This window comes from Pseudomonas sp. xss_2, assembly GCF_043104195.1.
Taxonomy (GTDB): Bacteria; Pseudomonadota; Gammaproteobacteria; order Pseudomonadales; family Pseudomonadaceae; genus Aquipseudomonas; species Aquipseudomonas urmiensis.
In genome coordinates this window covers 39,575-62,468 of the sequence record NZ_JBICKL010000081.1, presented here as the reverse complement: position 1 = coordinate 62,468, position 22,894 = coordinate 39,575, and the positions used below count along the sequence as shown (strand labels likewise).

Here is a 22,894-nt window from a genome sequence, read left to right as displayed (position 1 = left end):
GTAAAGGGATGTTGCGTGGGAGCGGGCTTGCCCCGCGTTGAAAGCGCCACTATAGCTTGGCTTTGACCGCCGTCAGCGCATCACCCCCCTCTTTTGCCGTTACCCCAGCCAACCACCCCTGCAGCCGCTTGGGATGCGCCTTCAGCCAGTCCTTGGCCGCCACATCGAAGCTCACTTTGTTATCCACAACCTGCGCCATGATGCTGTTCTCCATGTCCAGATCGAAGCTCAGGTTCGCCAGTAGCTTCGCTGCGTTGGGGCAGGCTTGTGGATAACCCTTGCGCACCAAGGTGTACACCTCGCCTTTACTGCCAAACCACTGCTCGCCGCCGGTGAGGTAATGCATCTTCAACTTCACATTCATCGGATGCGGGGTCCAGCCGAGGAAGGTGATGAACTGGTGCTTCTTCACTGCCCGCTCAACCTGGGTGAGCATTGCTTGTTCACTGGACTCGACCAGTTTCCATTTGCCCAGGTCGAACTGGTTTTTATCGATGATTTCTTTGAGCGACAGGTTAGCCGGCGCGCCAGAGCCGATCCCATACAACTTGTTGTCGAACTGTGCGGCATGTTTTTGCAGGTCGGCGAAGTCCTTGACCCCGGCATTCCACACGTAATCAGGTACCGCCAGGGTGAACTCGGTGCCTTGCAGGTTGCGGCTGAGTTTCTGCACATCGCCGTTGGCGATGAACTTGTCATGAAAGCCCTGCTGCGCGGGCATCCAGTTGCCGAGGAAGGCGTCGACCTTGCCGTCCTTGAGGCCGCCATAGATGATCGGCACCGCCAGGCTGTCGATCTTCACCTGGTAACCCAGGCTTTCCAGGAGCAAGCGGGCGACGGCGTTGGTCGAGGCGATATCGCTCCAGCCAGGGTCGGCCAGTTTGACCGTGCTGCACTGTGCGTCGCTGTCGCTGTCGGCGTTGGCGGTGACGGCGCCCAGGCTCAGGGCCAGGCTGATCACGGCGGTAGGGAATTTGTTCATGGCGGCCTCTTTACTCAATCGATAGGTGCGGGCTGTGGATAACGTGCCTTGCGCTCGAGGTCGTCGAGATCGATGTGATTGCGCATGTACTGTTGGCTGGCGTCGACCATCGGTTGGTGGTCCCAGCTGTTCAGCTTGCCGATGGCCAACGCCTGCGCCACCAAGCGGCGGCGGCGCTGGCTGGCCAGCACTTGCTGGCGCAGGCTGGGGATATCCCAGCGTTGGCGGGCCTGATCGACAAATGCCTGCAGCAGCGCCTGGTGATCCGGGCTGCTGGTGAGGTTCTCCCGCTCGTGCGGGTCGCGGCTCAGGTCATAGAGTAAACAGGGGTCGTCTTCGCTGTACACGAACTTGTACGGGCCGCGGCGAATCATCATCAGTGGGCCGATCGTGCCTTCGGCCATGTACTCGCCGATCACTTCGTCATGGCCGCCCTGCCCTTGCAGATGGCCCAGCAGCGAGCGGCCGTCCAGGTGCAGATCGGCCTGCACCTGGCCACCGGCCAGTTCGACCAGGGTTGGCAACAGGTCACAGGTAGACACCGCTGCGCTGACTCGCCCGGCAGCGAACCGCTTGGGTGCATGCACCAGCAGGGGGACGCGCGCCGACATCTCGAACCAGTGCATCTTGTACCAAAGGCCACGCTCGCCAAGCATGTCGCCATGATCGCCGGAGAACACGATCAGGGTGTCATCGCTCAGCCCGCATTCCTCCAGGGTTTGCAGCAGCTTGCCGATGTTGTCGTCGATGTAGCTGCAAGCACCGAAGTAGGCACGGCGGGCGTCGCGGACCTTATCCACAGGCAGCGGTTTGTCCCACAGGTCGTAGACCTTGAGCAGACGTTGCGAATGCGGGTCTTGCTCGTGCTGCGCCAGCACCTCGTCCGGCATCGGGATATCCACAGCCTGGTACAGATCCCAATAGTGCTGGGCAATGGTGTACGGATCGTGCGGGTGGGTCATCGACACGGTCAGGCAGAACGGCTTGTCGTCGCCTGCACGGACATGGTCATAGAGGTATTGGCGGGCCTTGAACACCACCTCTTCATCGAAATCCAACTGGTTGGTGCGCACGCACGGCCCGGCTTGCAGCACCGAGGACATGTTGTGGTACCAGCTGGGGCGCTGCTCGGGCGCGTCCCAGTTCACCGCCCAGCCGTAGTCGGCCGGGTAGATGTCGCTGGTCAGGCGTTCTTCGTAGCCATGCAACTGGTCCGGCCCACAGAAGTGCATCTTGCCTGACAGCGCCGTGCGGTAGCCGAGGCGGCGCAGGTAGTGGGCGTAGGTAGGAACGTCGGCGGGGAAATCGGCCGCGTTGTCGTAGGCGCCAATGCGGCTGGGCAGCTGGCCGCTGACCAGGGTGAAGCGCGAGGGCGCACACAGTGGGCTGTTGCAGTAGGCGGCGTCGAACACCACCGCCTGCTCTGCCAGGCGGCTGAGGTTCGGCATCTTGATCGGCGAAGGGGCGTAGATCGGCAGCATGGGCGCGGCCATCTGGTCGGCCATGATGAACAGGATATTGGGTCGTTTCATGGTGGCTTCCATCGTCGAGAGTTATGCGAGCGGCTTGCGATCGAGGATGCGACTGTGGATAACATGGGTAAAGCCCATGGCGGGCAATGACTGGGATTAGCTGAGCTTATGTTTGAGCACCTTGCCGAGTTGTCGCTGGATACCTTGCGGGTGTTCGAGGCCGCTGCCCGTTTGCGCAGCTTCACTGCGGCGGCGCTGGAGTTGGGTACAACCCAGCCGGCGGTGAGCCAGCAGGTCAAGCGCCTGGAGGCGCAGCTAGGCGCGCGGCTGTTCGACCGGATCTACCGGGGCATTACCCTGACTGAAGCGGGGCAGCTTCTGTTCGAGCAGGTGCATCAAGGTTTGCAGGCGATGGATGAAGGTGTGGCCCAGGCCAGCGGCCACAGCCAGCGTGAAGTGCTGCAGGTGGCGACTGACTTTGCCTTCGCCGCGTTTTGGCTGATGCCACGTTTGCAACGTTTCCATGAGGCCTATCCACAGGTGGATGTGAGCCTGGTGACCGGCGAACGCAGCCAGGGCATGTTGCGCCCGGATATCGATGTGGCTGTGTTGTTTGGAGATGGGCGCTTTCATCAGGGCGAGAGTCGCTGGCTGTTCAATGAAGAGGTTTTTCCGGTTTGCAGCCCACGGCTGATTCATGGCAAACCCTTGTCAGCCGTGGCTTTGCAACGATTGCCATTGCTGCATTTGCGCGGTGAGCAGGCCAGCCGCTGGTTTGATTGGGCGGGGGTATTTCGCGGCTTGGGTTTGTCCAGCCCGCCGCCGGCTGGGCAGCTGCGGTTCGACAATTACACCTTGCTGATCCAGGCGGCGATTGCTGGGCAGGGGGTGGCGATTGGCTGGGCGCATCTGGTCGATGGGCTGGTGGAACAGGGCTTGCTGTGTCGGCCATTGGAGGGCAGTTTGCGCTCGGAGCGTGGCTATTACGTGGTGCTGCCGCCGCGTAAGCGGCGTGGGGCGTTGATCGAGCGGTTTGTCGATTGGTTGGAAAGTGAGCGGCGCATTTGAGGTTTTGGGGCTGCTGCGCAGCCCTTCGCGGGCAAGCCCGCTCCTACAGGTTTTTGGCGCCGAACCGCCGCGAAGGGCTGCACAGCAGCCCCAGAAGCTATGACACGAAGTTCACATGCTCGCCCCGATGCAGATCCAGCTCCAGGCAATCGACCATCCCCGCCGCGACCCCGGCCAACCGCCGCAAAGGCCCAGCGAGCCCCGGCTCCAGCGTTCCATCGGCACTGCGAAAATGCTCGATACCCAGCCCTGAGACGTCTTGCGGCGCGTTGATCAACGTCCAATGCAGCCCACTGCGTTGCAGCACATCGACGATCTGATTGGCCTCCTCGACCTGCTGCCCCGGCGTATCCAGCACAGCAAAATCGCCCACCAGCAACAGCCGGCGTATAGTCGTGCGCTCAAGCCCAGCCACCAGTGCCTGGCTCATCTGCCGCTGCGCCGGCCAATCGCCGGGTGCCAGCGCCGAGAGCAAGACGATCACCGCTGACCCTCCAGCCACGCTTTGTTGCGCCTGGTCAGCACTGCCCAGCCCGCCTATCTTGAAGTGCAGGCCCGGGCGCGGCGCCTGGCGGTTGAGGTCGTCGACCACTGCGGTAACCTCGTGCTGGCGCGACAGCAACTCGACCGCCAGTGCACTGCCAAGGCTGCTCTGGATCCCGAACAGGACCAGTTTGAAGACTGGGGTTTCGGCATTTTTCACCTGATCGCTCCCTGTGCCGGTGGGGGTGATCGTTGGACCGCATTCAGGAGTTATCGTGCAAAGGATCAAGGGCTATCACGCCCATATTTACTACGATGCGCAGACCATGGAGCAGGCCCGGGCGCTGTGCGAGGAGGCTGCGCGGCTGTTTGGGGTGAGCATGGGGCGTATGCACCAGAAGCCGGTCGGGCCGCATCCGGACTGGAGCTGCCAGCTGGCCTTCGAGCCGGAACTGGTGGGGGTGGTGCTGCCGTGGTTGGCGCTGTATCGCAAGGGACTGGTGGTGTTTCTGCATCCACTGACGGGGGATGAGTTGGCCGATCATCGCGATCATGCGATCTGGATGGGGGCGATCAGGCCACTGGATCTGGCCATCTTCGAAGATTAATCGTGGCCTTTTCGCCGGCAAGCGCGCCGCCACAGCGATAGCGCTAATTATCACAGCTGCGCATTCCCTGTGGGAGCGGGCTTGCCCGCGAACGAGGGCGAAGCCCTCGCAAGACAGGCGACTCAGTTACGCGCCGAGCGCACCCCTTCAGCCAGCGCCGAGCACAGGCTCAACACATCGCTGACGGCCTGATCGGCATCTTTGGCCTGGGCAATCTTGTCGACCAGCGCCGACCCTACCACTACCCCTTCCGCCAGGCGGGCGATCGCAGCCGCTTGTTCTGGAGTACGGATACCAAAACCAACGCTGACCGGCAGATCGGTATGCCGACGCAGACGAGCGATAGCCTCGCTGACGTGCTCGGTAGTCGCCGAACCTGCGCCGGTCACACCCGCTACCGAGACGTAGTAGACGAACCCGGAGCTACGCTCCAGCACGCGCGGCAGGCGCGCATCGTCGGTAGTCGGCGTGGTCAGGCGGATGAAGTCGATGCCCGCCGCCTGGGCCGGGGTGGCCAGCTCGGCATCGTGCTCTGGCGGCAGGTCGACGATGATCAGGCCATCGACACCGGCTTCTTTCGCTTGGGCGACGAATTGCTCCACGCCGAAACGGTGGATGGGGTTGTAGTAGCCCATCAGCACGATTGGCGTGGTCTGGTTGCCGACGCGGAACTCACGGACCATCTGCAGGGTTTTTGCCAGGGTCTGACCGGCTTCCAGGGCGCGCAGGGTGGCGAGCTGGATGGCCACGCCATCGGCCATGGGATCGGTGAACGGCATGCCCAGCTCGATCACGTCGGCGCCAGCGCCAGGCAGGCCCTTGAGGATCGCCAGCGAGGCGTCGTAGCCGGGGTCGCCAGCGGTGATGAAGGTGACCAGCGCCGAGCGGCCTTCGGCCTTCAGGTCGGCGAAGCGTTGTTCAAGACGGCTCATGCCTGTTTCTCCTGGGCGGCCATGTGGTTCATCACGGTTTGCATGTCTTTGTCGCCACGGCCGGACAAGCACACGACCATCAGGTGGTCCTTGGGCAGGGTCGGCGCGCGCTTGATCGCTTCGGCCAGGGCGTGGGAGCTCTCCAGGGCCGGGATGATGCCTTCCAGGCGGCAAGTGGCGTGGAAGGCGTCGAGGGCTTCGTCGTCGGTGATGCTGACGTACTCGACCCGCTTCACTTCATGCAGGTAGGCGTGCTCCGGGCCGATGCCTGGGTAGTCCAGGCCCGCCGAGATCGAGTGGGCGTCGGTGATCTGGCCATCGGCGTCCTGCAGCAGGTAGGTGCGGTTGCCGTGCAGCACGCCGGGTACGCCGCCGTTGAGGCTAGCGGCGTGTTTGTCGGTGTCGACGCCGTGGCCACCGGCTTCAACGCCGATGATCTGTACGCTGGCGTCATCGAGGAAGTCGTGGAACAGGCCCATGGCATTGGAGCCGCCGCCTACGCAGGCAACCAGGCTGTCAGGCAGACGACCTTCTTTTTCTTGCAGCTGGGCGCGGGTTTCCTTGCCGATGATCGACTGGAAGTCACGGACCATCGCTGGGTACGGGTGCGGGCCGGCAACGGTGCCGATCAGGTAGAAGGTGTCGTCGACGTTGGTCACCCAGTCGCGTAGCGCTTCGTTCATGGCGTCCTTGAGGGTGCCGGTGCCGGCAGTGACCGGAACGATTTCGGCGCCGAGCAGCTTCATGCGGAACACGTTGGCTTGCTGGCGCTCGATGTCGGTGGCGCCCATGTAGATCACGCAAGGCAGGCCGAAGCGTGCGGCGACGGTGGCGGTGGCCACGCCGTGCATGCCAGCGCCGGTTTCAGCGATCAGGCGTTTTTTGCCCATGCGCTTGGCCAGCAGCACTTGGCCGATGCAGTTGTTCACCTTGTGCGCGCCGGTGTGGTTGAGCTCTTCACGCTTGAAGAAGATCTTCGCGCCGCCGCAGTGCTCGGTCAGGCGCTCGGCGAAGTACAGGGGATTGGGGCGGCCGATGTAGTCGCGCTGGAAGTAGGCCAGCTCTTCGAGAAATTTCGGGTCGGCCTTGGCCGCTTCGTACTCGCGGGCCAGGTCCAGCACCAGCGGCATCAGGGTTTCTGCCACGTAGCGGCCACCGAACGAGCCGAACAGGCCGTTGGCGTCGGGGCCGGCGCGGAATTGGGTCTGGGTCATGGGGCGCTCCAGGGCGTTATGAATGAGTGATGGGCTTTACTCTAACCACGACAGGCTCGGCTGAAAACCGATAAGATTGCTACAACTTGTCAGGAAATCTCACACGTCCCATGCGCCAGGATCTGCCTCCTCTCAATGCCTTGCGGGCCTTTGAAGCAACCGCCCGGCTCAACAGCGTCAGTCAGGCCGCCGAAGTGCTGCACGTGACTCATGGGGCCGTGAGTCGGCAGATCAAGGTGCTTGAGGAGCATCTAGGGGTGGCACTTTTCGTCAAGGACGGGCGTGGCGTCAAACTCACAGATGCCGGCGTGCGCCTGCGCGATGCCAGCGTTGATGCGTTTGACCGGCTGCGTGGGGTTTGCGCCGAATTGAGCCGGGATGTCAGTGAGGCGCCGTTCGTCCTGGGTTGCTCGGGCAGCCTGCTGGCGCGCTGGTTCATCCCCCGCCTGGGGCGGCTCAAGGCAGATTTGCCGGAGTTGCGTTTGCACTTGTCGGCGGGCGAAGGCGACCTTGACCCGCGCCGTCCCGGGCTGGATGCCTTGCTGGTGTATGCCGAGCCGCCGTGGCCGGCAGATATGCAGGTGCATGTACTGGCCGAGGAGCGTATTGGACCGGTGCTCAGCCCGCACTTCGCAGGCTCCGAGCGTTTACGTAATGCGCCCGCGCAGGCGTTGCTCGGCGAAGCCTTGCTGCATACCACCTCGCGTCCGCAGGCATGGCCGGCATGGGCGACGCAGCACGGTCTGGACGCTGGCGCGTTGCACTTCGGCCAGGCCTTCGAGCATTTGTATTACTTGTTGGAGGCGGCAGTTGCAGGCTTGGGCGTGGCCATCGCGCCGCAACCGCTGGTGGCGGACGACCTGCGCGCGGGGCGTTTGATCGCCCCGTGGGGCTTCTCGCCCACCCAGGCTGCGTTGGCGCTGTGGGTGCCGCGGCGCGCCGCAGACGGGCGCGCCGAGCAGTTGGCGCAGTGGCTGCGCCGTGAGTTGGACCAGCAGGCGGTTTAGTTGCGCTTGGTCAACAGATAGGCGGCCAGCAGGCCCAGGGCGCCGACGGCAACGCCAGCGGCGGTCCAAGGGTGTTCCTGGGCATAGTCTCGGGTGGCGATACCGGTCTGGCGCGTGCGGGTCTTGACCTCGTCATACGCATCGCTGAGCACGCTGCGCGAGTGCTTGAGCGCGTTTTCCGCATTGCCACGGATCGCCTTGATGGTCTTGTGCGACTCCTCGGATGCGTCGTGCTTGAGGGTCTCCAGGGTCTTGAGCAGGCTCTCGATCTCGGCTTCCATGTTTTCCAGTGAGGTTTTACGCAGGGCGTTGCGGGCCATGTTGACTCTCCTTCGCAGTGGATTGGCTGTTAGGGTTGCGACTGCGCGGTGTGGCGAAAGTGCGATCGAACTTTCATCGGTGGCGATGGCTCGCAGGTAAACCAGGCCTGCACTGCTAGGCTCAATCCGACACTTCACTCAAGGAGAGCGCTCATGTCCGATCACCACACCTACAAGAAGATCGAACTGGTCGGGTCGTCGCCCACCAGCATCGAAGACGCGATCAACAATGCCCTTGCCGAAGCCGGCAAGAGCATCAAGCATCTGGAATGGTTCGAGGTAGTGGATACTCGTGGGCACATTCGCGATGGCAAGGCCGCGCATTTTCAGGTGACCCTGAAAGTCGGTTTCCGCATCGCCAATAGCTGAAACAGTGCCGGGCTAGCGTGTCCCGGCGCGATGGGGTAATACAGATACAGGGCGCCCAGCCGGCGCCCTTTTCGACTTTGATCTGAACAAGGAAAGCGATCGATGAAGAAACTGCTATTAGCGATGGGTTTGCTGGCGGTGGCAGGTGGCGCGATGGCGGCGGGTAAGCCGTGCGAGGAGCTCAAGGCTGAGATTGCGGCGAAGCTGGATGCCAAAGGGGTTACTGGCTACACGCTGGAGATCGTCAACAAGGGTGAGCCGGCGGGCAAGGTGGTTGGGAGCTGTGAAGGTGGGACCAAGGAAATTGTCTACCGCCGGGGTTGAGGCCATCGCGGGGCAAGCCCGCTCCCACGGCAAATTGAGCTGCGCCCCAGATGTTGGACACCCATCCATCATCTGGGGCGCAGCTCAAATCACTGGCGTGGGAGCGGGCTTGCCCCGCGATGGGTCTCACTCAGTCTTCAAGGCCTGAGCCAGCAGCTCATAAGACCTGACTCGGTCGGCATGTTCATACAGATCACAGGTAAAGATCAGCTCATCCGCCCCGGTCTGCTCCAGCAGCACCTCGACTTGGGCCCGCACCTTCTGCGGGCTACCTATCATCGCCAGCCCCAGGAAGCTCATGACCGACTCGCGCTCATGCGGCAGCCACAACCCATTCATGCTCTCGACCGGTGGCCGCTGCATCAGGCTCTGGCCACGCATCAGGGCAAGAATGCGCTGATACACCGAGGTGGCGAGGTATTGAGCGTGTTCGTCGGTCTCGGCCACCACCATCGGCACGCCCAGCATCACGTAGGGCTTGTCGAGCACCGTCGAGGGCTTGAAGTGATCGCGGTAAATCCGAATCGCCTCGTGCATCAGGCGTGGCGCGAAATGTGAGGCGAACGCGTAGGGTAAACCACGCATCCCCGCCAATTGTGCGCTGAACAGGCTGGAGCCCAAGAGCCAGATCGGCACTTCGGTGTCATGCCCTGGCACGGCGATTACACGCTGGTCCGGCGTGCGTGGACCCAAATAGCGCACCAGCTCCTCGACGTCATCCGGGAAGTCATCAGCGCTGCCTGAGCGCTCACGGCGCAGCGCGCGGGCTGTCATCTGGTCGGAACCGGGGGCGCGGCCCAGGCCCAGGTCGATGCGGCCCGGATACAGGCTGGCCAGGGTGCCGAACTGTTCAGCGATGACCAGCGGCGCATGGTTGGGCAGCATCACCCCGCCTGCGCCCAGACGAATGGACGAAGTGCCGCCGGCCAAATAACCGATCAGCACCGACGTTGCAGAGCTGGCGATACCGTCCATGTTGTGGTGTTCGGCCACCCAGAAGCGGTTGTAGCCGAAACGCTCGACGTTGCGCGCCAGATCCAGCGAGTTGCGCAGCGACTGGGCGGGGCCGGCATCAGCGCGCACGGGTACCAGGTCGAGGGTGGATATCTTCAGGTCTCGCAGGTGCGTCATTGGAGCCTCCGCAGAAGTGGTTGGCCAAGGGCCTTTTAGACTCTGTATGGGCAGATTCGGCGGATTCAATCCAAGGCCTGCGATTGTTCTGAACTTGCCGTAGGCACAGTCCTCTCAACCTTAGGCACACGAACCCATGCCCAGGAGGCAACAATGAAAAAGACAGCATCGGCGGTTTGGCAAGGTGGTCTCAAGGATGGCAAGGGCCTGCTGTCTACCGAGAGCGGCGCCCTCAAGCAGAACCCGTATGGCTTCAATACCCGCTTCGAAGGGACCCCAGGCACTAATCCGGAAGAGCTGATTGGCGCGGCCCATGCCGGCTGCTTTTCGATGGCGCTGTCGATGATGCTCGGTGAGGCGGGGCTGACCCCGGAGCGGATCGATACCATCGCTGAGGTGACCTTGGACAAGCAGCCCGACGGCTTCGCCATCACGGCGGTGCACCTGATTCTCAAGGCGAAGGTGCCCGGCGCCAACGACGCGCAGTTCCAGGAAATTGCCAACAAGGCCAAGGCCGGTTGCCCGGTATCCAAGGTACTCAACGCGCAGATCAGCCTGGACGCCACCTTGGTACCGTAGGCGGCGCAACGGCGGACGTTTGCTGTAGTCTAAAGGGCGTTGGCAGTTTGCCTGCCCTTTCAGGAGCCGTTCCATGATCCGCGTTGCAATCGCCGTGCTGGCTTCCCTGCTCGCAACGTCCGCGTTGGCGGCGGTCAAGCCGTGTGAGGAACTCAAGGCTGAGATCGAAGCGAAGATTCAAGCGCGAGGGGTAGCCTCATACACGCTGGAGATCGTCCCTAATAGCGAGGTCAAGGATCAGAACATGGTCGTTGGCAGCTGTGATGCTGGAACCAAGAAGATCATTTACCAGAAGAATGATCAGTAGTGTCTGAGCCAAGGGCCGCTTGGCGGCCCTTGGCGAGTAGGCTTGTCGTTCCAGCGGGCTGCCTGAACAGCGCTAGGGAATGCAGAAGATGTCGCTAGGCTCATCGACCAACACCTTGCGGCTGTTGTCGTACAGGTACACCTGCGGCTGCATCGCTGGCGCCCGGGCTTCCAGGCGATAACGCTGGCCAGCCTCGAAATTATCGAAGCGCACGGTCAGGTAGCAGGTGCGTTCGGTGGGGTCGGTGGTAAACAGCCCGCTGGTCACTTCGTAGTCAAAGCGCACGACCAACTCGTGTTTGCCAGGGGTGACCTGGAAGTAGCGCCCATCGTTGAGTCGCTTGCCATCCAGGCGATCGGCCATGATCACTCGACCTGGCGTGATGGTGTACAGGTCGATCCAGGCTTGCTTGGGGTCGGCGGGGGGCAAGGGGCTGGCGCAAGCCCCCAGTGCACTGAGGGCGATCAGCATCATGGGCTGGCGCATGGTGAAACTCCCACTTGCACGTTCACAAGGCACAAGCATAGCGCCAATCAGCACGTTCAGGTGCGTTGGCAGCCTGCCGGTTCGCCCTGCCCCACCAGTTTTTGCTGCTGATCATACAGCTTGATCCACGGGCGGAAGCCAATGCTGCCCGCTTGCAGGCGATAGCGCTGGCCAGCGTTGAAGTCCTTGAAGCTGACATTGAGCTGGCAATCGCGCCACAGCGGCTCGGCGACGGGGCCGATATTGCTCGGGGCGACAGGAAATTGGTAGCGCACGGTCAGCTCATGGTTGCCGGGGGCGACTTCGAAATAGCGGTTATCGGCCCAGTCGCGCTCATCCACCTGCACGGCGTGCAATGAGGTGTCATCGTGAGGGGCCAGGTCGATCCAGGCCTGGTTCGGGTCGGGATCTGGCAGGGTGGAGCAACCTGACAACAGCAGCAATGTGCCGATGGCTAACTGTGAACGCATGGCGATACTCCCCCTTGGCGAGATAATCTTTGACTGGCACCGGCCTTGAGCGAGATAGACAGCTGCAATGTTTCGAATTTTTCTTTTCCAGCGCTCAGGCCCTGGGGCACTCGACCGCGTTTTAACCGCTTTTGTTCCCGTACTTGCCGCGCTTCTGCTCAGCGGTTGCAGCAGTGTCAGCTATTACAGCCAGCTGGCCGAGGGCCAATGGCAGTTGTTGCGCGCCCGTCAACCGGTGGAGCGCTTGCTTGCGGATCCGGCGACTGAGCCGACGCTGCGCCAGCGCCTGTTGCACGCCGAGCAGGCGCGGGTATTTGCCAGTGAACAGTTGAAACTGCCCGATAACCGCAGTTACCGGGTCTACGCCGATCTGGGCCGGCCCTATGTGGTGTGGAACGTGTTCGCCACGCCGGAGCTATCGCTGCAACCGGTCACTCATTGCTTCCCCATCGCCGGTTGCGTGGCTTATCGCGGCTACTACCGCCAAGCTGCCGCACGCGGCGCGGCGGCGCTGATGCGCCAGCAAGGCATGGATGTCTACGTGGGCGGGGTGGAGGCCTACTCGACGTTGGGCTGGTTCGACGACCCGTTGCTGTCGTCGATGGTCGGCTGGGGTGATGAGCGACTGGCCTCGCTGATCTTCCATGAGCTGGCACACCAGCGCTTCTATGTGCAGGACGACACTGAATTCAACGAGTCATTCGCCACCTTTGTCGAGCAGCAGGGAACGCGGCAATGGCGCGCCAGCCGTGGGCTTCCAGCGATTGCAGAGGGCGCTGGGCGCCAGCGGGAGCAGTTTATCGGGCTGGTGCTCGCCAGCCGTGAGCGCTTGCAGGAGATTTATGCCGGGCCGTTGAACGATGCAGGCAAACGGGCGGCGAAGCAGGCTGAATTCGAGCGCCTGCGGCGCGAGTATCGGCAGTTGCGCGATGGCGCTTGGGCGGGGGATGGGCGTTATGACGCGTGGATGTATGCGCCGATGAACAATGCCAAGTTGCTGCCGTTTGGGCTGTATGACCAGTGGGTGCCAGCGTTTGCGGCGTTGTTTGCCGAGGTGGGTGGGGATTGGGCGCGGTTTTATCAGCGGGTTGAGCAGTTGGGGCGGATGCCGGTGGATCAGCGCAAGGCAGCGCTGGCGGCGCTCATCGCGGGGCAAGCCCGCTCTCACGCCATAGCTCCCACGCCATAGATGCGTTCGAAGGCCTGCGTGGGAGCGGGCTTGCCCCGCGATGAGGGCGGACGGTTCAGCCGTTGATGAAGGCCTGATGCAACTCAGCCAGCGTCTCAAAGTGGAACGCCGGCTGCTCAGCCACCAACTCTTCGCGACTACCAAACCCATACCCTACCGCCACCGCCTGCAAGCCATTGCTGCGGGCGCCGATCAGGTCATGCTTGCGATCGCCGATCATCAGTGTCTGCGCCGGGTCCAGACCTTCCTGCTCCAGCAGGTGGCCGATCAATTCGACCTTGTTGGTGCGGGTGCCATCCAGCTCGCTGCCGTAGATCACCTTGAAGTGATGGGCGAAGTCAAAATGCCGGGCGATCTCGCGGGCAAATTCCCACGGCTTGGAGGTCGCGACATACAAGGTCCGGCCCTGGCCGTTGAGCGCTTGGAGCAACTCCGGCACGCCGTCGAACACCAGGTTTTCGTACAGACCGGTGACTTTGAAGCGTTCCCGGTAGAAATTCACCGCCTCCCAGGCCTTGGCCTCGTCGAAGCGATAGAACTGCATGAACGCCTGCAACAGCGGCGGGCCGATGAAGTGTTCCAGGCGGGTCAGGTCGGGTTCGTCGATGCCCAGCTTGGCTAGCGCGTACTGGATCGAGCGGGTGATGCCCAGGCGTGGGTCGGTCAGGGTGCCGTCGAGGTCGAAGAGGATATTCTGCTGGTGCATGCGGTGCGGTCCACTGGGGTTGTTCTTGAGGGCCTCATCGCGGGGCAAGCCCGCTCCCACGATAGCCCAGTAGTTGTAGGGCTGTGGAGCGCTCGTGGGAGCGGGCTTGCCCCGCGATAGCGTCATTCGGGTTGGTCGTAGCCTTCGGCCAGATGCTGGTCCTTGAGCTTGACGTAATTGCTGGCACTGTACGGGAAAAACGCCCGCTCCTTGTCAGTCAGCGCCCGCGCCTGCTTCACCGGGCTGCCCACGTACAAGTAACCACTCTCCAGGCGCTTGCCGGGCGGCACCAAGCTGCCGGCACCGATGATCACCTCATCCTCGACCACCGCGCCATCCATGATGGTGCTGCCCATGCCAACCAGAATCCGGCTACCCAGGGTACAGCCATGCAGCATGACCTTGTGACCGATGGTCACTTCGTCACCTATGATCAGTGGAAAGCCATCGGGGTTGAACGGCCCGGCATGGGTGATGTGCAGCACGCTGCCATCCTGCACGCTGGTGCGCGCGCCAATGCGTATGCGGTGCATGTCGCCGCGGATCACCGTCAACGGCCAGACCGAGCTGTCTTCACCGATCTCCACATCCCCCAGCACCACCGCCGAACGGTCGACAAAAGCGCGTGGTCCAACTTTCGGAGTGTGTTGCTGGAAGTTTCGAATGGCCATGATAGCGCCTCTCTTGATTGCCAATAGGCGGGCTGCCTGCTGCGGACGGCGTCGATTGTAATTAAGATGGTCCCGTGTTTCTCCTGCCAAGGTATCTAAACCGTGAGTGCGAACAACCCACTTCTGCAGTCCTACGATCTGCCGCCCTTCTCGGCGATCCGTGCCGAACATGTGCTGCCGGCGATCGAACAGATCCTGGCCGACAACCGCAAAGCCATCGCCCAGATCCTCGCCGAGCAAGGCAAAGCCCCGACCTGGGCGGGCCTGGTGCTGGCGATGGACGAACTCAACGACCGCCTCGGCGCTGCCTGGAGCCCGGTCAGCCACCTCAATGCGGTGTGCAACAGCCAAGAGCTGCGCGAGGCTTATGAGTCGTGCCTGCCAGCGTTGAGCGCCTATTCCACCGAACTTGGCCAGAACCGCGCGCTGTTCGAAGCCTACCAGGCGTTGGCCAACAGCGCGGAAGCGGCAGGTTTCGACGTGGCGCAAAAAACCATTCTCGAACACGCCCTGCGCGACTTCCGCCTGTCGGGTATCGACCTGCCGGCAGACCAGCAGCAGCGCTATGCCCAAGTGCAGAGCAAGCTCAGCGAACTGGGTAGCCGTTTCTCCAACCAATTGCTCGATGCCACCCAGGCCTGGACCAAGCACGTTACCGATGAAACCGCCCTGGCCGGCCTGACGGATTCGGCCAAGGCACAGATGGCCGCCGCTGCCCAGGCCAAGGGCCTCGACGGCTGGCTGATTACCCTCGAATTCCCCAGCTACTACGCGGTAATGACCTACGCCAGCGACCGCGCCCTGCGCGAAGAGCTGTACGCCGCCTACTGCACCCGCGCTTCGGATCAAGGCCCGAACGCTGGCCAGTTCGACAACGGCCCGGTGATGGGCGAGATCCTCGACCTGCGCCAAGAGCTGGCCCAACTGCTGGGTTACGCCAATTACGCCGAGTTGAGCCTGGCGACCAAGATGGCCGAATCCAGCGACCAGGTACTGAGTTTCCTGCGTGACCTGGCCAAGCGCAGCAAGCCATTTGCCGCCCAGGACCTGGCCCAGCTCAAGGCCTACGCTGCCGAGCAGGGTTGCCCGGAGCTGGCCAGCTGGGATGCTGGCTACTTCGGCGAGAAGCTGCGTGAGCAGCGCTACAGCGTCTCGCAGGAAACCCTGCGCGCCTACTTCCCGATCGACAAGGTGCTGTCTGGCCTGTTCGCCATCGTCCAGCGCCTGTACGGCATCGAAATCGCTGAACTCAAGGGCTTCGATGCCTGGCACCCGGACGTGCGCCTGTTCGAGATCAAAGAAAACGGCCAGCATGTCGGACGCTTCTTCTTCGACCTGTATGCCCGCGCCAACAAGCGTGGCGGCGCCTGGATGGACGGCGCCCGCGACCGTCGTCGTACCGAGGCGGGCAGTCTGCAGAGCCCAGTGGCCAACCTGGTGTGCAACTTCACCCCGGCCGCCCCTGGCAAGCCTGCGCTGCTGACCCACGATGAAGTCACCACCCTGTTCCACGAGTTCGGCCACGGCCTGCACCACCTGCTGACCCGCATCGAGCACGCGGGAGTGTCGGGTATCAATGGTGTGGCCTGGGACGCGGTCGAGCTGCCGAGCCAGTTCATGGAAAACTGGTGCTGGGAGCCGCAAGGCCTGGCGCTGATTTCCGGCCATTACGAGAGCGGCGAGCCACTGCCTCAGGACCTGTTGGACAAAATGCTGGCGGCGAAGAACTTCCAGTCCGGCATGATGATGGTGCGCCAGCTGGAGTTTTCGCTGTTCGACTTCGAGCTGCACGCCAGCCATGGCGATGGCCGCAGCGTGCTGCAAGTGCTCGAAGGCGTGCGAGACGAGGTGTCGGTCATGCGTCCGCCAGCCTACAACCGCTTCCCCAACAGCTTCGCGCACATCTTTGCCGGTGGTTACGCGGCGGGCTACTACAGCTACAAGTGGGCCGAAGTGCTGTCGGCCGATGCCTTCTCGCGCTTCGAGGAAGAAGGCGTGCTTAACGCCGAGACCGGCCGCGCCTTCCGTGAGGCAATCCTGGCCCGTGGCGGTTCGCGTGAGCCCATGGTGCTGTTCGTCGACTTCCGCGGCCGTGAGCCTTCCATCGATGCCTTGCTGCGCCATTGTGGCCTGAGCGAGGACGCGGCGGCATGAGTGAGGTGTCTGTGATCAAGACCAAGAAGCGCTTCATCGCCGGGGCGGTCTGCCCGGCGTGCAGCGAGCCAGACCGGTTGATGATGTGGAACGAGGATGGCGTGCCGCACCGCGAGTGCGTCGCCTGTGGCTTTACCGACACCCTCAATGAGCAGGGTTTGTCGGTGCCCAAAGAACTGGGCACCCGGGTCAATCAGCAGGCGGTCAAAGCCGAGCCGGTCAAGGTGCAGACTGTGCAGTTCTTCCCCAATCCGAAGCTGAAGAAGCCTGCGGAGTAAATTCACCCACCGCTCAGGCGTCTGCCTGGGCAGTGCGGTGTTAGCTATTTAGCACCTGTATTGCCGGTGGGTGGCCCACATTCGGACCTTTCTCCAAAGGTCCGAGGATGCCCCATGCCTAACCCAAACCCCTTGCTGCGTGGCGATCGGTTGATTGCCTACGACCAGGTCACCCTGGAACACCTGAAGTCAGCAGTGGAGCATGCGCTGGCGAGTACCGAAGAAGCGGTGCTTGAACAGATCATCGAACGCCAGCAACAGCTGCCGACCTGGGATGACCTGGTGCTGGCCGTGGATCAATTGGAGGCACGCCTGCAGGGCGCTGCTTATAGCGTCATGCCTCTGCACACTCGTGGCCCTGACTGGTCTGATTTGGTGATTGAGCTGTTGGGCAAAGTGGACAGTTGGTTCAAGCAAAAGGACAGAAACCTGCGCTTGTACCAGCTGTATCAGCGCTTGGCCGAGGGCGAAATTGGCCGTGGTCTCTCTGCGGACAAGCAGCTGACCTTGCAGAAGCGTTTGCGCGAATTTCGTCTGGCGGGCGTGCTGCTGGATGAGTCGGCGCGGCAACGATTGGGTGAGCTAGACACGACGATTGCCCGTCTACAGCGTGAATTTGGCGACAATCTGGATCGCTCGGTGAGCGATCGAAAAATACATGTCCAAGATCAGCAGCGTCTGCGCGGCCTGCCTGCGCGCAATCTTGCAGAGCTGGCTGCTCATGCCCACGCCGCAGGCCTTCAAGGCTGGTTGGTGCCCTGTGAAGAACAGCCCTGCAAGGCGGTCCTCAAGTACGCCCAGGATCGCTTGCTGCGCGAGCAAGTGTATCGGGCCTACCACACCCGCGGCTCGCACGATGACCCCACGCTCGATAACGGCCCGGTGCTACAGGCGTTGGCCGAGGTCAGACAGGAAAGAGCGGAGTTGCTTGGCTTTTCAGATGCCGTGGCGCTCAGCCTGGAGGAGAAAAACCTGGGGGCCTGGAGTGAAGTCCAGGGTTTTCTTCAGAACCTGCAAGCAAGGGTCACCCGCGGGATGCGGGGGCACTGGCGCACATTGCTGGAACAGGCCAAGGAGCAAGGCCTTGATCAGCTCAAACCTTGGGATGTCGCCTACCTGCAGCACTCGCTGCAAGGCAGGCTAACGGCACTTGATGAAGAACAGGTACGCGCATTTTTCCCCTACGACAAGGTTATCGCGGCGCTTGTAGAGCTGACTCGGGAGCTGTTCGGTATCGCCTTGGTACCGGTGACCTCGGTGCAGGCTTGGCATCCTGAGGTGCTGACTTTCGAGCTGGTTGAACATCACGCAACCATCGGTCACCTCTACGTGGATGGCGTTGCCCGGGAGGGTAAGGAGCCTGGAAGTGTCTACACCAGCTATTCCTTCAATCGCCGGGTCGATGCCGAGGGTGTCTATCACGGGCCTGTGGCAATGGTCTTTAGTGATGTGCCCGAGGGCGTCGACGGCGCACCGCCACTGCTGGACCACTTGGCATTGCGCAAACTGTTCCATGAGTTCGGCCATGCCCTGCAGCATCTTTTGCTGCGAACCCACAATCATTTGCTGTCCGATACCCGCCGGTTGGGCAGGGTTGGCAATGAGGTGTGCAGCAAGTTGTTCGAGCGTTGGGTCTGGTCGGCAGAGTTTCTGGCCAGCATTTCAGCGGATTACCGAACTGGGGGCAGGCTGCCCGTTTCGACACTGCAACCTGTGCTCAAGCGCTTGCAGCGGGATGCTTTAGGTGAAGTTGCCATGGGGGTGGTGCTTTCCCTGTTGGACCTGGATCTGCATCGCAATGTGAAGGACGGTCGAGCCCTACAGGTGCGTGTAGAGGACAGTTATCGCCAGGTATTTGGCAGGCCACTGGCTGATTTCGAGCGGCCAGCCCAGGCGTTCGAGCATCTGGTGGGTGGCTACGATGCGAGCTATTTTTCCTATCTTTGGTCGGATGCCCACGCCGTCGATCTATTTACCCGCTTCGAGCAAGTGGGCTTGCGCGACGGGGCAACGGGGCATGCTTTGCGCGAGAAATTCATTGCGCATGGAGCATCGCGAACCCTGGCTGATAGCGTCGCAGACTTCCTGGATCGCCCATTGAACCTTGATGCCTACTTGCGCTGGAATAGGTTGGAGGCCGCGCCGGAATAATGCCCAACGGTGCTGGAGCAAATGCATGTGCTCGTATACTGTATATAAAAACAGTATCAGGGCACAGCCATGCACACTCCAGCACCGGTTCGAGGTCGTGGTACGACCCACAACCCCGACAACCGCTTTGCCGCTAACCGTTCGGTGGCCGAGGACGATGGCTGGTACCAGGAAGTCCCGCCTACCCAAGGCACAGAGGTGCGGATCGAGACGGCCAAGACCATCATCACCCGCAACACCTCGCCCGACCTGCCCTTTGATCGCTCGATCAACCCCTATCGCGGCTGCGAGCATGGCTGCATCTACTGTTATGCCCGCCCCAGCCACGCCTATTGGGATCTGTCCCCAGGCCTGGACTTTGAAACCAAGTTGATCGCCAAGACCAACGCTGCCGATGTGCTCGAGCAACAACTGAGCAAACCTGGCTACATCTGCGCGCCGATCAATCTGGGCTCCAATACCGATCCCTACCAGCCCATCGAGCGTGAACAGCAGCTCACCCGACGCCTGCTGCAAGTGCTGTTGCGCTATCGCCATCCGGTGACCATCGTCACCAAGGGCTCGTTGATCCTGCGCGATCTTGACGTGCTTGCTGAGCTGGCGAGACAGCGCCTGGCGCGGGTGATGATCAGCCTGACCACGCTGGACGATGAGCTCAAGCGTGTACTCGAGCCTCGGGCGGCTGCGCCAAAGGCGCGCTTGCGAGCAATTAAGGTGTTGAGCGAGGCAGGTGTGCCCGTGGGCGTGCTGTGCTCGCCGATGATTCCGATGATCAATGACAGCGAGTTGGAGCATCTGCTGGAGGCTGCCAAGCAAGCTGGCGCGCAAAGCGCGGCCTACATGATGCTGCGTCTGCCGTTGGAGGTGGCGCCATTGTTCGAGCAGTGGCTACAGGATCACTACCCACAGCGGGCGGCGCATGTGCTGAGCTTGATTCGCCAAAGCCGAGGCGGCGAGTTGTATGACAGCCGTTTTGGCTCGCGGATGCGCGGTGAAGGCGTGTTTGCCGAGTTGCTGGCGCAGCGGTTTGCCCGGGCGATGCGCAGGTTGCAGTTCGAGGGGCGAGAGGCGCAGGTGTTGGACTGCTCGGCGTTTTGTCCACCGGGTGGGCAGATGGCGTTGTTCTAGTCAGTGAGCAGGCTGCTCTAAGGTCGATACGGGCCGCGTGGGAGCGGGCTTGCCCCGCGATGCACACAGTGGCCGACCCTCTCGCGGGGCAAGCTCCCACGTGATGAGGCCATATCGCCTTTTACATAGAACTAGTCCAACTAATACTTCACACTATTTTTACTAATGGGTCTTGGCGTTTGATGTTTTTTTGCTATTATCAAAGTCCCGCCTCATGAAGCTGGAACGCCCGTTCTAGAGCCTTCAAATTCAGTTTCAATTAAGTTTTCTCCCGTAGCGTATGAAATCAGTCCACACCGACTGTGATTAATGGCCCCTGCGTGTCATCTAATTCCACGCATAGCCATAATCTTTAACCGGTAAAATGGAACTTACCTACACACCGTCAAGAGGATGAATCATGCCCATCAAGGACCCATCCAAGGCCACTCCGGCTGATGCTCCCGCCGAGAGCGCCGATGCCGCCCTCAAGCATATCGTCGACGGCTTCCTGCGCTTCCACCATGACGTGTTTCCGGAGCAGCAGGAGCTGTTCAAGAAGCTCGCCACCGCGCAGAAGCCGCGCGCCATGTTCATCACTTGCGCCGATTCGCGCATCGTCCCTGAGCTGATCACCCAGAGCTCGCCTGGCGATCTGTTCGTGACTCGTAACGTCGGTAACGTTGTGCCGCCGTACGGCCAGATGAACGGCGGCGTGTCCACCGCCATCGAATACGCCGTATTGGCCTTGGGCGTGCACCACATCATCGTATGTGGCCACTCTGACTGCGGCGCCATGCGTGCGGTACTCAACCCCAATTCGTTGGAGAAGATGCCAACGGTCAAAGCCTGGCTGCGCCATGCCGAGGTCGCGCGCACGGTGGTCGAGGACAACTGCTCGTGTGGCAGTGAGCACGAGACCATGCAAGTGGTCACCAAAGAAAACGTCATCGCCCAGCTGCATCACTTGCGCACTCACCCCTCTGTGGCCTCGCGCCTGGCTGCCGGCCAGCTGTATATCCATGGTTGGATCTACGACATCGAGACCAGCAAGATTGAAGCCTATGATGCCGCCAGCGACCGCTTCCTGCCGTTGACCGCAGGCGAGCCGATCCCCAGCGCCACCCCGAGAGGCCGCTACTAAGCGACCCTGACACCTTAAGACCTTGATAGCCGGCTACACCCCTAGGGGTGTGGTACGGCCTTCGGCTGCCTTGAATTTCCCTGACTGCCTTGCCGGCATAGCTGCTGGCGGCCCGCGCCTGGGCGCGAGTCAGGGGTCCCACGTGCCCACGGCCAGCGGAATGGCCGTGTGATAGAGAAAGGAGAAGTAGGGTGAACAAGACACAGATCAAAGCGGCCCTGCCGCGTGAGTTGCTGGCGTCGGTAGTGGTCTTTCTGGTGGCCCTGCCCTTGTGCATGGGCATCGCGATTGCCTCGGGCATGCCGCCGGCCAAGGGCCTGATCACCGGCATCATCGGTGGCATCGTCGTGGGCTTTATCGCAGGCTCGCCGCTGCAAGTCAGCGGCCCTGCCGCAGGCTTGGCGGTACTGGTGTTCGAGCTGGTGCGCCAGCATGGCATGGCCATGCTCGGGCCGATCCTGCTGTTGGCCGGTCTGCTGCAACTGCTGGCCGGGCGCTTTCGCCTAGGTTGCTGGTTCCGGGTCACCGCGCCTGCCGTGGTGTACGGCATGCTCGCCGGTATTGGCGTGCTGATCGTGCTGTCCCAAGTGCATGTGATGTTCGACACCGCACCGCAGCCTTCCGGGATGCAAAACCTGCTGGAATTCCCAGCAACGTTAATGGCGGCGATGCAGCTGGAAAACGCGGGCAGTGGCTGGCAGGCGGGGGCATTAGGGCTGGGCACCATCGCCATGATGTGGGCCTGGGAGCGCTGGCGTCCGCAGCGTCTGCGTTTTGTTCCCGGTGCGCTGTTGGGCGTGGCGACGATGACGATGATCAGCATGTGGTTGGCGCTGCCAGTCAATCGCGTGGTGGTGCCGGCGGATTTGTCCGAGGCGATCGACTGGCTACGGCCTGATGACTTGCTGAAACTGGCCGATCCGACCTTGCTGGTAGCCGCTTTTGCCCTGGCCTTCATCGCCAGTGCCGAAACCCTGCTGTCGGCGGCAGCGGTAGACCGCATGCACAGTGGCCAACGTTCGGACTTCGACAAGGAACTGTCGGCCCAGGGTATCGGCAACATGCTCTGCGGCATCCTTGGCGCACTGCCGATGACGGGGGTGATCGTGCGCAGCTCGGCCAACGTCCAGGCCGGTGCACAGACCCGCGCCTCGGCGATCCTGCATGGCCTCTGGCTGCTGGCATTCGTGGTGGTGCTGAGCAGCGTGCTGCAACAGATTCCGGTGGCGAGCCTGGCCGGTGTGTTGGTTTACACCGGAGTCAAACTGGTCGATTTCAAGGCCTTCCGCGGCCTTGGTCGATATGGGCGGATGCCGATGTTCACCTACGCGGCGACCGCGCTGGCGATTATCTTCACTGACCTGCTGACCGGGGTGCTGTTGGGCTTTGCCCTGACCCTGTTGAAGCTGGCGTTCAAAGCTGCACGGCTGAAGATCAATCTGGTCACGCTCGACAAGCCTGGGCATATGGAGCTGCGTTTGAGCGGTGCGGCCACTTTCCTCAAGGTGCCGGCGTTGACCCAGGTACTCGAAGCGGTACCGGCCGGGACGACCTTGCATGTGCCGTTGGGTAATCTCAGCTATATCGACCACTCGTGCCTGGAATTGCTCGAGGACTGGGGACGCAGTAATGCCGCCAAGGGGTCGAGGTTGAAGATCGAGCAGCGGCGGTTGAAGCGCAGGATCGAGGGCAGGATTCGGACTACGGCTGGCGTGGGGGTTTAAAACCCGTAAAACGCCATC

At 62.0% G+C, this 22,894-nt stretch carries 25 protein-coding genes; 14 read left to right on the top strand and 11 right to left on the bottom strand.

The window, feature by feature from the left end:
- Window positions 1-49: 49 nt before the first annotated feature.
- Window positions 50-982, bottom strand: coding sequence for a choline ABC transporter substrate-binding protein (gene choX / locus ACF8K2_RS20690; protein WP_392467354.1), 933 nt, complete (start codon window positions 980-982; stop codon window positions 50-52).
- Window positions 983-996: 14 nt separating this feature from the next.
- Window positions 997-2,514, bottom strand: a complete 1,518-nt coding sequence (gene betC, locus ACF8K2_RS20685; protein ID WP_392467352.1) for a choline-sulfatase — start codon at window positions 2,512-2,514, stop codon at window positions 997-999.
- A gap of 108 nt (window positions 2,515-2,622) precedes the next feature.
- Between betC and ACF8K2_RS20680 the strand changes: the two genes are divergently transcribed.
- Window positions 2,623-3,522, top strand: a complete 900-nt coding sequence (locus ACF8K2_RS20680) for a choline sulfate utilization transcriptional regulator (protein WP_392467350.1) — start codon at window positions 2,623-2,625, stop codon at window positions 3,520-3,522.
- A gap of 97 nt (window positions 3,523-3,619) precedes the next feature.
- Here the strand turns inward: ACF8K2_RS20680 and ACF8K2_RS20675 are convergent, their stop codons facing one another.
- Window positions 3,620-4,225 (bottom strand): NAD(P)-dependent oxidoreductase, encoded by a 606-nt coding sequence (locus ACF8K2_RS20675; RefSeq protein WP_392467348.1) that lies wholly within the window; start codon window positions 4,223-4,225, stop codon window positions 3,620-3,622.
- Window positions 4,226-4,280: 55 nt separating this feature from the next.
- On the opposite strand from ACF8K2_RS20675, the gene ACF8K2_RS20670 reads away from it, so the two are divergent.
- Window positions 4,281-4,613, top strand: coding sequence for a DOPA 4,5-dioxygenase family protein (locus ACF8K2_RS20670; protein ID WP_392467346.1), 333 nt, complete (start codon window positions 4,281-4,283; stop codon window positions 4,611-4,613).
- 122 nt (window positions 4,614-4,735) lie between these two features.
- Here ACF8K2_RS20670 and trpA read toward each other — a convergent pair whose 3' ends face one another.
- Together trpA and trpB are read right to left on the bottom strand one after the other, a co-directional pair.
- On the bottom strand, window positions 4,736-5,545 hold the full coding sequence (gene trpA, locus ACF8K2_RS20665) for a tryptophan synthase subunit alpha (RefSeq protein ID WP_186553160.1): 810 nt from the start codon (window positions 5,543-5,545) through the stop codon (window positions 4,736-4,738).
- Complete coding sequence (gene trpB, locus ACF8K2_RS20660; RefSeq protein WP_186553161.1) at window positions 5,542-6,759, bottom strand: tryptophan synthase subunit beta; 1,218 nt, start codon at window positions 6,757-6,759, stop codon at window positions 5,542-5,544. Before trpB ends, trpA begins: the two co-directional genes overlap by 4 nt.
- 110 nt (window positions 6,760-6,869) lie before the next feature.
- Here trpB and ACF8K2_RS20655 point away from each other — a divergent pair, with 110 nt between their 5' ends.
- Window positions 6,870-7,766 (top strand): LysR family transcriptional regulator, encoded by an 897-nt coding sequence (locus tag ACF8K2_RS20655; protein WP_392467343.1) that lies wholly within the window; start codon window positions 6,870-6,872, stop codon window positions 7,764-7,766.
- Here ACF8K2_RS20655 and ACF8K2_RS20650 read toward each other — a convergent pair.
- A complete protein-coding gene (locus ACF8K2_RS20650) occupies window positions 7,763-8,086 on the bottom strand; it encodes a YqjD family protein (protein ID WP_186553163.1) in 324 nt (107 codons plus the stop codon). The two genes, ACF8K2_RS20655 and ACF8K2_RS20650, sit on opposite strands and share 4 nt — an antisense overlap.
- 153 nt (window positions 8,087-8,239) lie before the next feature.
- Between ACF8K2_RS20650 and ACF8K2_RS20645 the strand changes: the two genes are divergently transcribed.
- Window positions 8,240-8,455 (top strand): dodecin, encoded by a 216-nt coding sequence (locus tag ACF8K2_RS20645; protein ID WP_392467341.1) that lies wholly within the window; start codon window positions 8,240-8,242, stop codon window positions 8,453-8,455.
- Between the two features lie 102 nt (window positions 8,456-8,557).
- Complete coding sequence (locus ACF8K2_RS20640; protein WP_186553165.1) at window positions 8,558-8,779, top strand: DUF1161 domain-containing protein; 222 nt, start codon at window positions 8,558-8,560, stop codon at window positions 8,777-8,779.
- 126 nt (window positions 8,780-8,905) lie between these two features.
- Here the strand turns inward: ACF8K2_RS20640 and ACF8K2_RS20635 are convergent, their stop codons facing one another.
- On the bottom strand, window positions 8,906-9,910 hold the full coding sequence (locus ACF8K2_RS20635; RefSeq protein ID WP_392467339.1) for an LLM class flavin-dependent oxidoreductase: 1,005 nt from the start codon (window positions 9,908-9,910) through the stop codon (window positions 8,906-8,908).
- A gap of 153 nt (window positions 9,911-10,063) precedes the next feature.
- On the opposite strand from ACF8K2_RS20635, the gene ACF8K2_RS20630 reads away from it, so the two are divergent.
- Together ACF8K2_RS20630 and ACF8K2_RS20625 are read left to right on the top strand one after the other, a co-directional pair.
- Window positions 10,064-10,489: an OsmC family protein gene (locus ACF8K2_RS20630; RefSeq protein WP_312155448.1), complete on the top strand. Its 426-nt coding sequence runs from the start codon at window positions 10,064-10,066 to the stop codon at window positions 10,487-10,489.
- Between the two features lie 73 nt (window positions 10,490-10,562).
- Window positions 10,563-10,796 carry a DUF1161 domain-containing protein gene (locus tag ACF8K2_RS20625; protein ID WP_186553168.1) on the top strand — a complete coding sequence of 78 codons (234 nt, stop codon included), beginning with the start codon at window positions 10,563-10,565 and terminating at the stop codon, window positions 10,794-10,796.
- 72 nt (window positions 10,797-10,868) lie between these two features.
- Here the strand turns inward: ACF8K2_RS20625 and ACF8K2_RS20620 are convergent, their stop codons facing one another.
- Both ACF8K2_RS20620 and ACF8K2_RS20615 read right to left on the bottom strand, forming a co-directional pair.
- Complete coding sequence (locus tag ACF8K2_RS20620; RefSeq protein ID WP_186553169.1) at window positions 10,869-11,282, bottom strand: hypothetical protein; 414 nt, start codon at window positions 11,280-11,282, stop codon at window positions 10,869-10,871.
- A 56-nt stretch (window positions 11,283-11,338) separates the two neighbouring features.
- Window positions 11,339-11,752 (bottom strand): hypothetical protein, encoded by a 414-nt coding sequence (locus ACF8K2_RS20615; protein ID WP_264234215.1) that lies wholly within the window; start codon window positions 11,750-11,752, stop codon window positions 11,339-11,341.
- A 67-nt stretch (window positions 11,753-11,819) separates the two neighbouring features.
- Between ACF8K2_RS20615 and ACF8K2_RS20610 the strand changes: the two genes are divergently transcribed.
- Window positions 11,820-12,941 carry an aminopeptidase gene (locus ACF8K2_RS20610; protein ID WP_392467336.1) on the top strand — a complete coding sequence of 374 codons (1,122 nt, stop codon included), beginning with the start codon at window positions 11,820-11,822 and terminating at the stop codon, window positions 12,939-12,941.
- A 55-nt stretch (window positions 12,942-12,996) separates the two neighbouring features.
- On the opposite strand, the gene ACF8K2_RS20605 is transcribed toward ACF8K2_RS20610, so the two are convergent.
- Together ACF8K2_RS20605 and ACF8K2_RS20600 are read right to left on the bottom strand one after the other, a co-directional pair.
- Window positions 12,997-13,647 carry an HAD family hydrolase gene (locus ACF8K2_RS20605; RefSeq protein WP_392467335.1) on the bottom strand — a complete coding sequence of 217 codons (651 nt, stop codon included), beginning with the start codon at window positions 13,645-13,647 and terminating at the stop codon, window positions 12,997-12,999.
- A gap of 122 nt (window positions 13,648-13,769) precedes the next feature.
- On the bottom strand, window positions 13,770-14,318 hold the full coding sequence (locus ACF8K2_RS20600) for a gamma carbonic anhydrase family protein (protein ID WP_186553172.1): 549 nt from the start codon (window positions 14,316-14,318) through the stop codon (window positions 13,770-13,772).
- Between the two features lie 102 nt (window positions 14,319-14,420).
- On the opposite strand from ACF8K2_RS20600, the gene prlC reads away from it, so the two are divergent.
- The 6 genes from prlC (at window position 14,421) to ACF8K2_RS20570 (ending at window position 22,876) form a co-directional block, all read left to right on the top strand.
- Window positions 14,421-16,472 (top strand): oligopeptidase A, encoded by a 2,052-nt coding sequence (gene prlC / locus ACF8K2_RS20595; RefSeq protein WP_186553173.1) that lies wholly within the window; start codon window positions 14,421-14,423, stop codon window positions 16,470-16,472.
- Complete coding sequence (locus ACF8K2_RS20590) at window positions 16,469-16,750, top strand: YheV family putative zinc ribbon protein (RefSeq protein WP_189661663.1); 282 nt, start codon at window positions 16,469-16,471, stop codon at window positions 16,748-16,750. Before prlC ends, ACF8K2_RS20590 begins: the two co-directional genes overlap by 4 nt.
- 114 nt (window positions 16,751-16,864) lie before the next feature.
- Window positions 16,865-18,901, top strand: a complete 2,037-nt coding sequence (locus ACF8K2_RS20585; RefSeq protein WP_392467331.1) for a M3 family metallopeptidase — start codon at window positions 16,865-16,867, stop codon at window positions 18,899-18,901.
- 69 nt (window positions 18,902-18,970) lie between these two features.
- The gene (locus ACF8K2_RS20580; protein WP_186553175.1) at window positions 18,971-20,029 is read left to right on the top strand and encodes a PA0069 family radical SAM protein; all 1,059 of its coding nucleotides are present in this window, start codon (window positions 18,971-18,973) and stop codon (window positions 20,027-20,029) included.
- Between the two features lie 400 nt (window positions 20,030-20,429).
- Window positions 20,430-21,152: a carbonic anhydrase gene (locus tag ACF8K2_RS20575; RefSeq protein WP_186553176.1), complete on the top strand. Its 723-nt coding sequence runs from the start codon at window positions 20,430-20,432 to the stop codon at window positions 21,150-21,152.
- Between the two features lie 191 nt (window positions 21,153-21,343).
- A complete protein-coding gene (locus tag ACF8K2_RS20570; protein ID WP_392467329.1) occupies window positions 21,344-22,876 on the top strand; it encodes a SulP family inorganic anion transporter in 1,533 nt (510 codons plus the stop codon).
- Window positions 22,877-22,894 lie beyond the last annotated feature (18 nt).

Excerpts from the sequence above, each read along its gene's own strand:
- ACF8K2_RS20645 (WP_392467341.1), top strand. The coding sequence starts at position 8,240 with ATGTCCGATCACCACACCTACAAGAAGATCGAACTGGTCGGGTCGTCG.
- ACF8K2_RS20655 (WP_392467343.1), top strand. The coding sequence starts at position 6,870 with ATGCGCCAGGATCTGCCTCCTCTCAATGCCTTGCGGGCCTTTGAAGCA.
- ACF8K2_RS20575 (WP_186553176.1), top strand. The coding sequence starts at position 20,430 with ATGCCCATCAAGGACCCATCCAAGGCCACTCCGGCTGATGCTCCCGCC.
- ACF8K2_RS20620 (WP_186553169.1), bottom strand. The coding sequence starts at position 11,282 with ATGCGCCAGCCCATGATGCTGATCGCCCTCAGTGCACTGGGGGCTTGC.
- choX (WP_392467354.1), bottom strand. The coding sequence starts at position 982 with ATGAACAAATTCCCTACCGCCGTGATCAGCCTGGCCCTGAGCCTGGGC.
- ACF8K2_RS20590 (WP_189661663.1), top strand. The coding sequence starts at position 16,469 with ATGAGTGAGGTGTCTGTGATCAAGACCAAGAAGCGCTTCATCGCCGGG.
- ACF8K2_RS20680 (WP_392467350.1), top strand. The coding sequence starts at position 2,623 with ATGTTTGAGCACCTTGCCGAGTTGTCGCTGGATACCTTGCGGGTGTTC.
- ACF8K2_RS20585 (WP_392467331.1), top strand. The coding sequence starts at position 16,865 with ATGCCTAACCCAAACCCCTTGCTGCGTGGCGATCGGTTGATTGCCTAC.
- trpA (WP_186553160.1), bottom strand. The coding sequence starts at position 5,545 with ATGAGCCGTCTTGAACAACGCTTCGCCGACCTGAAGGCCGAAGGCCGC.
- betC (WP_392467352.1), bottom strand. The coding sequence starts at position 2,514 with ATGAAACGACCCAATATCCTGTTCATCATGGCCGACCAGATGGCCGCG.
- trpB (WP_186553161.1), bottom strand. The coding sequence starts at position 6,759 with ATGACCCAGACCCAATTCCGCGCCGGCCCCGACGCCAACGGCCTGTTC.
- ACF8K2_RS20630 (WP_312155448.1), top strand. The coding sequence starts at position 10,064 with ATGAAAAAGACAGCATCGGCGGTTTGGCAAGGTGGTCTCAAGGATGGC.
- ACF8K2_RS20605 (WP_392467335.1), bottom strand. The coding sequence starts at position 13,647 with ATGCACCAGCAGAATATCCTCTTCGACCTCGACGGCACCCTGACCGAC.
- ACF8K2_RS20640 (WP_186553165.1), top strand. The coding sequence starts at position 8,558 with ATGAAGAAACTGCTATTAGCGATGGGTTTGCTGGCGGTGGCAGGTGGC.
- ACF8K2_RS20600 (WP_186553172.1), bottom strand. The coding sequence starts at position 14,318 with ATGGCCATTCGAAACTTCCAGCAACACACTCCGAAAGTTGGACCACGC.
- ACF8K2_RS20650 (WP_186553163.1), bottom strand. The coding sequence starts at position 8,086 with ATGGCCCGCAACGCCCTGCGTAAAACCTCACTGGAAAACATGGAAGCC.
- ACF8K2_RS20615 (WP_264234215.1), bottom strand. The coding sequence starts at position 11,752 with ATGCGTTCACAGTTAGCCATCGGCACATTGCTGCTGTTGTCAGGTTGC.
- ACF8K2_RS20580 (WP_186553175.1), top strand. The coding sequence starts at position 18,971 with ATGCACACTCCAGCACCGGTTCGAGGTCGTGGTACGACCCACAACCCC.
- ACF8K2_RS20625 (WP_186553168.1), top strand. The coding sequence starts at position 10,563 with ATGATCCGCGTTGCAATCGCCGTGCTGGCTTCCCTGCTCGCAACGTCC.
- ACF8K2_RS20610 (WP_392467336.1), top strand. The coding sequence starts at position 11,820 with ATGTTTCGAATTTTTCTTTTCCAGCGCTCAGGCCCTGGGGCACTCGAC.
- ACF8K2_RS20635 (WP_392467339.1), bottom strand. The coding sequence starts at position 9,910 with ATGACGCACCTGCGAGACCTGAAGATATCCACCCTCGACCTGGTACCC.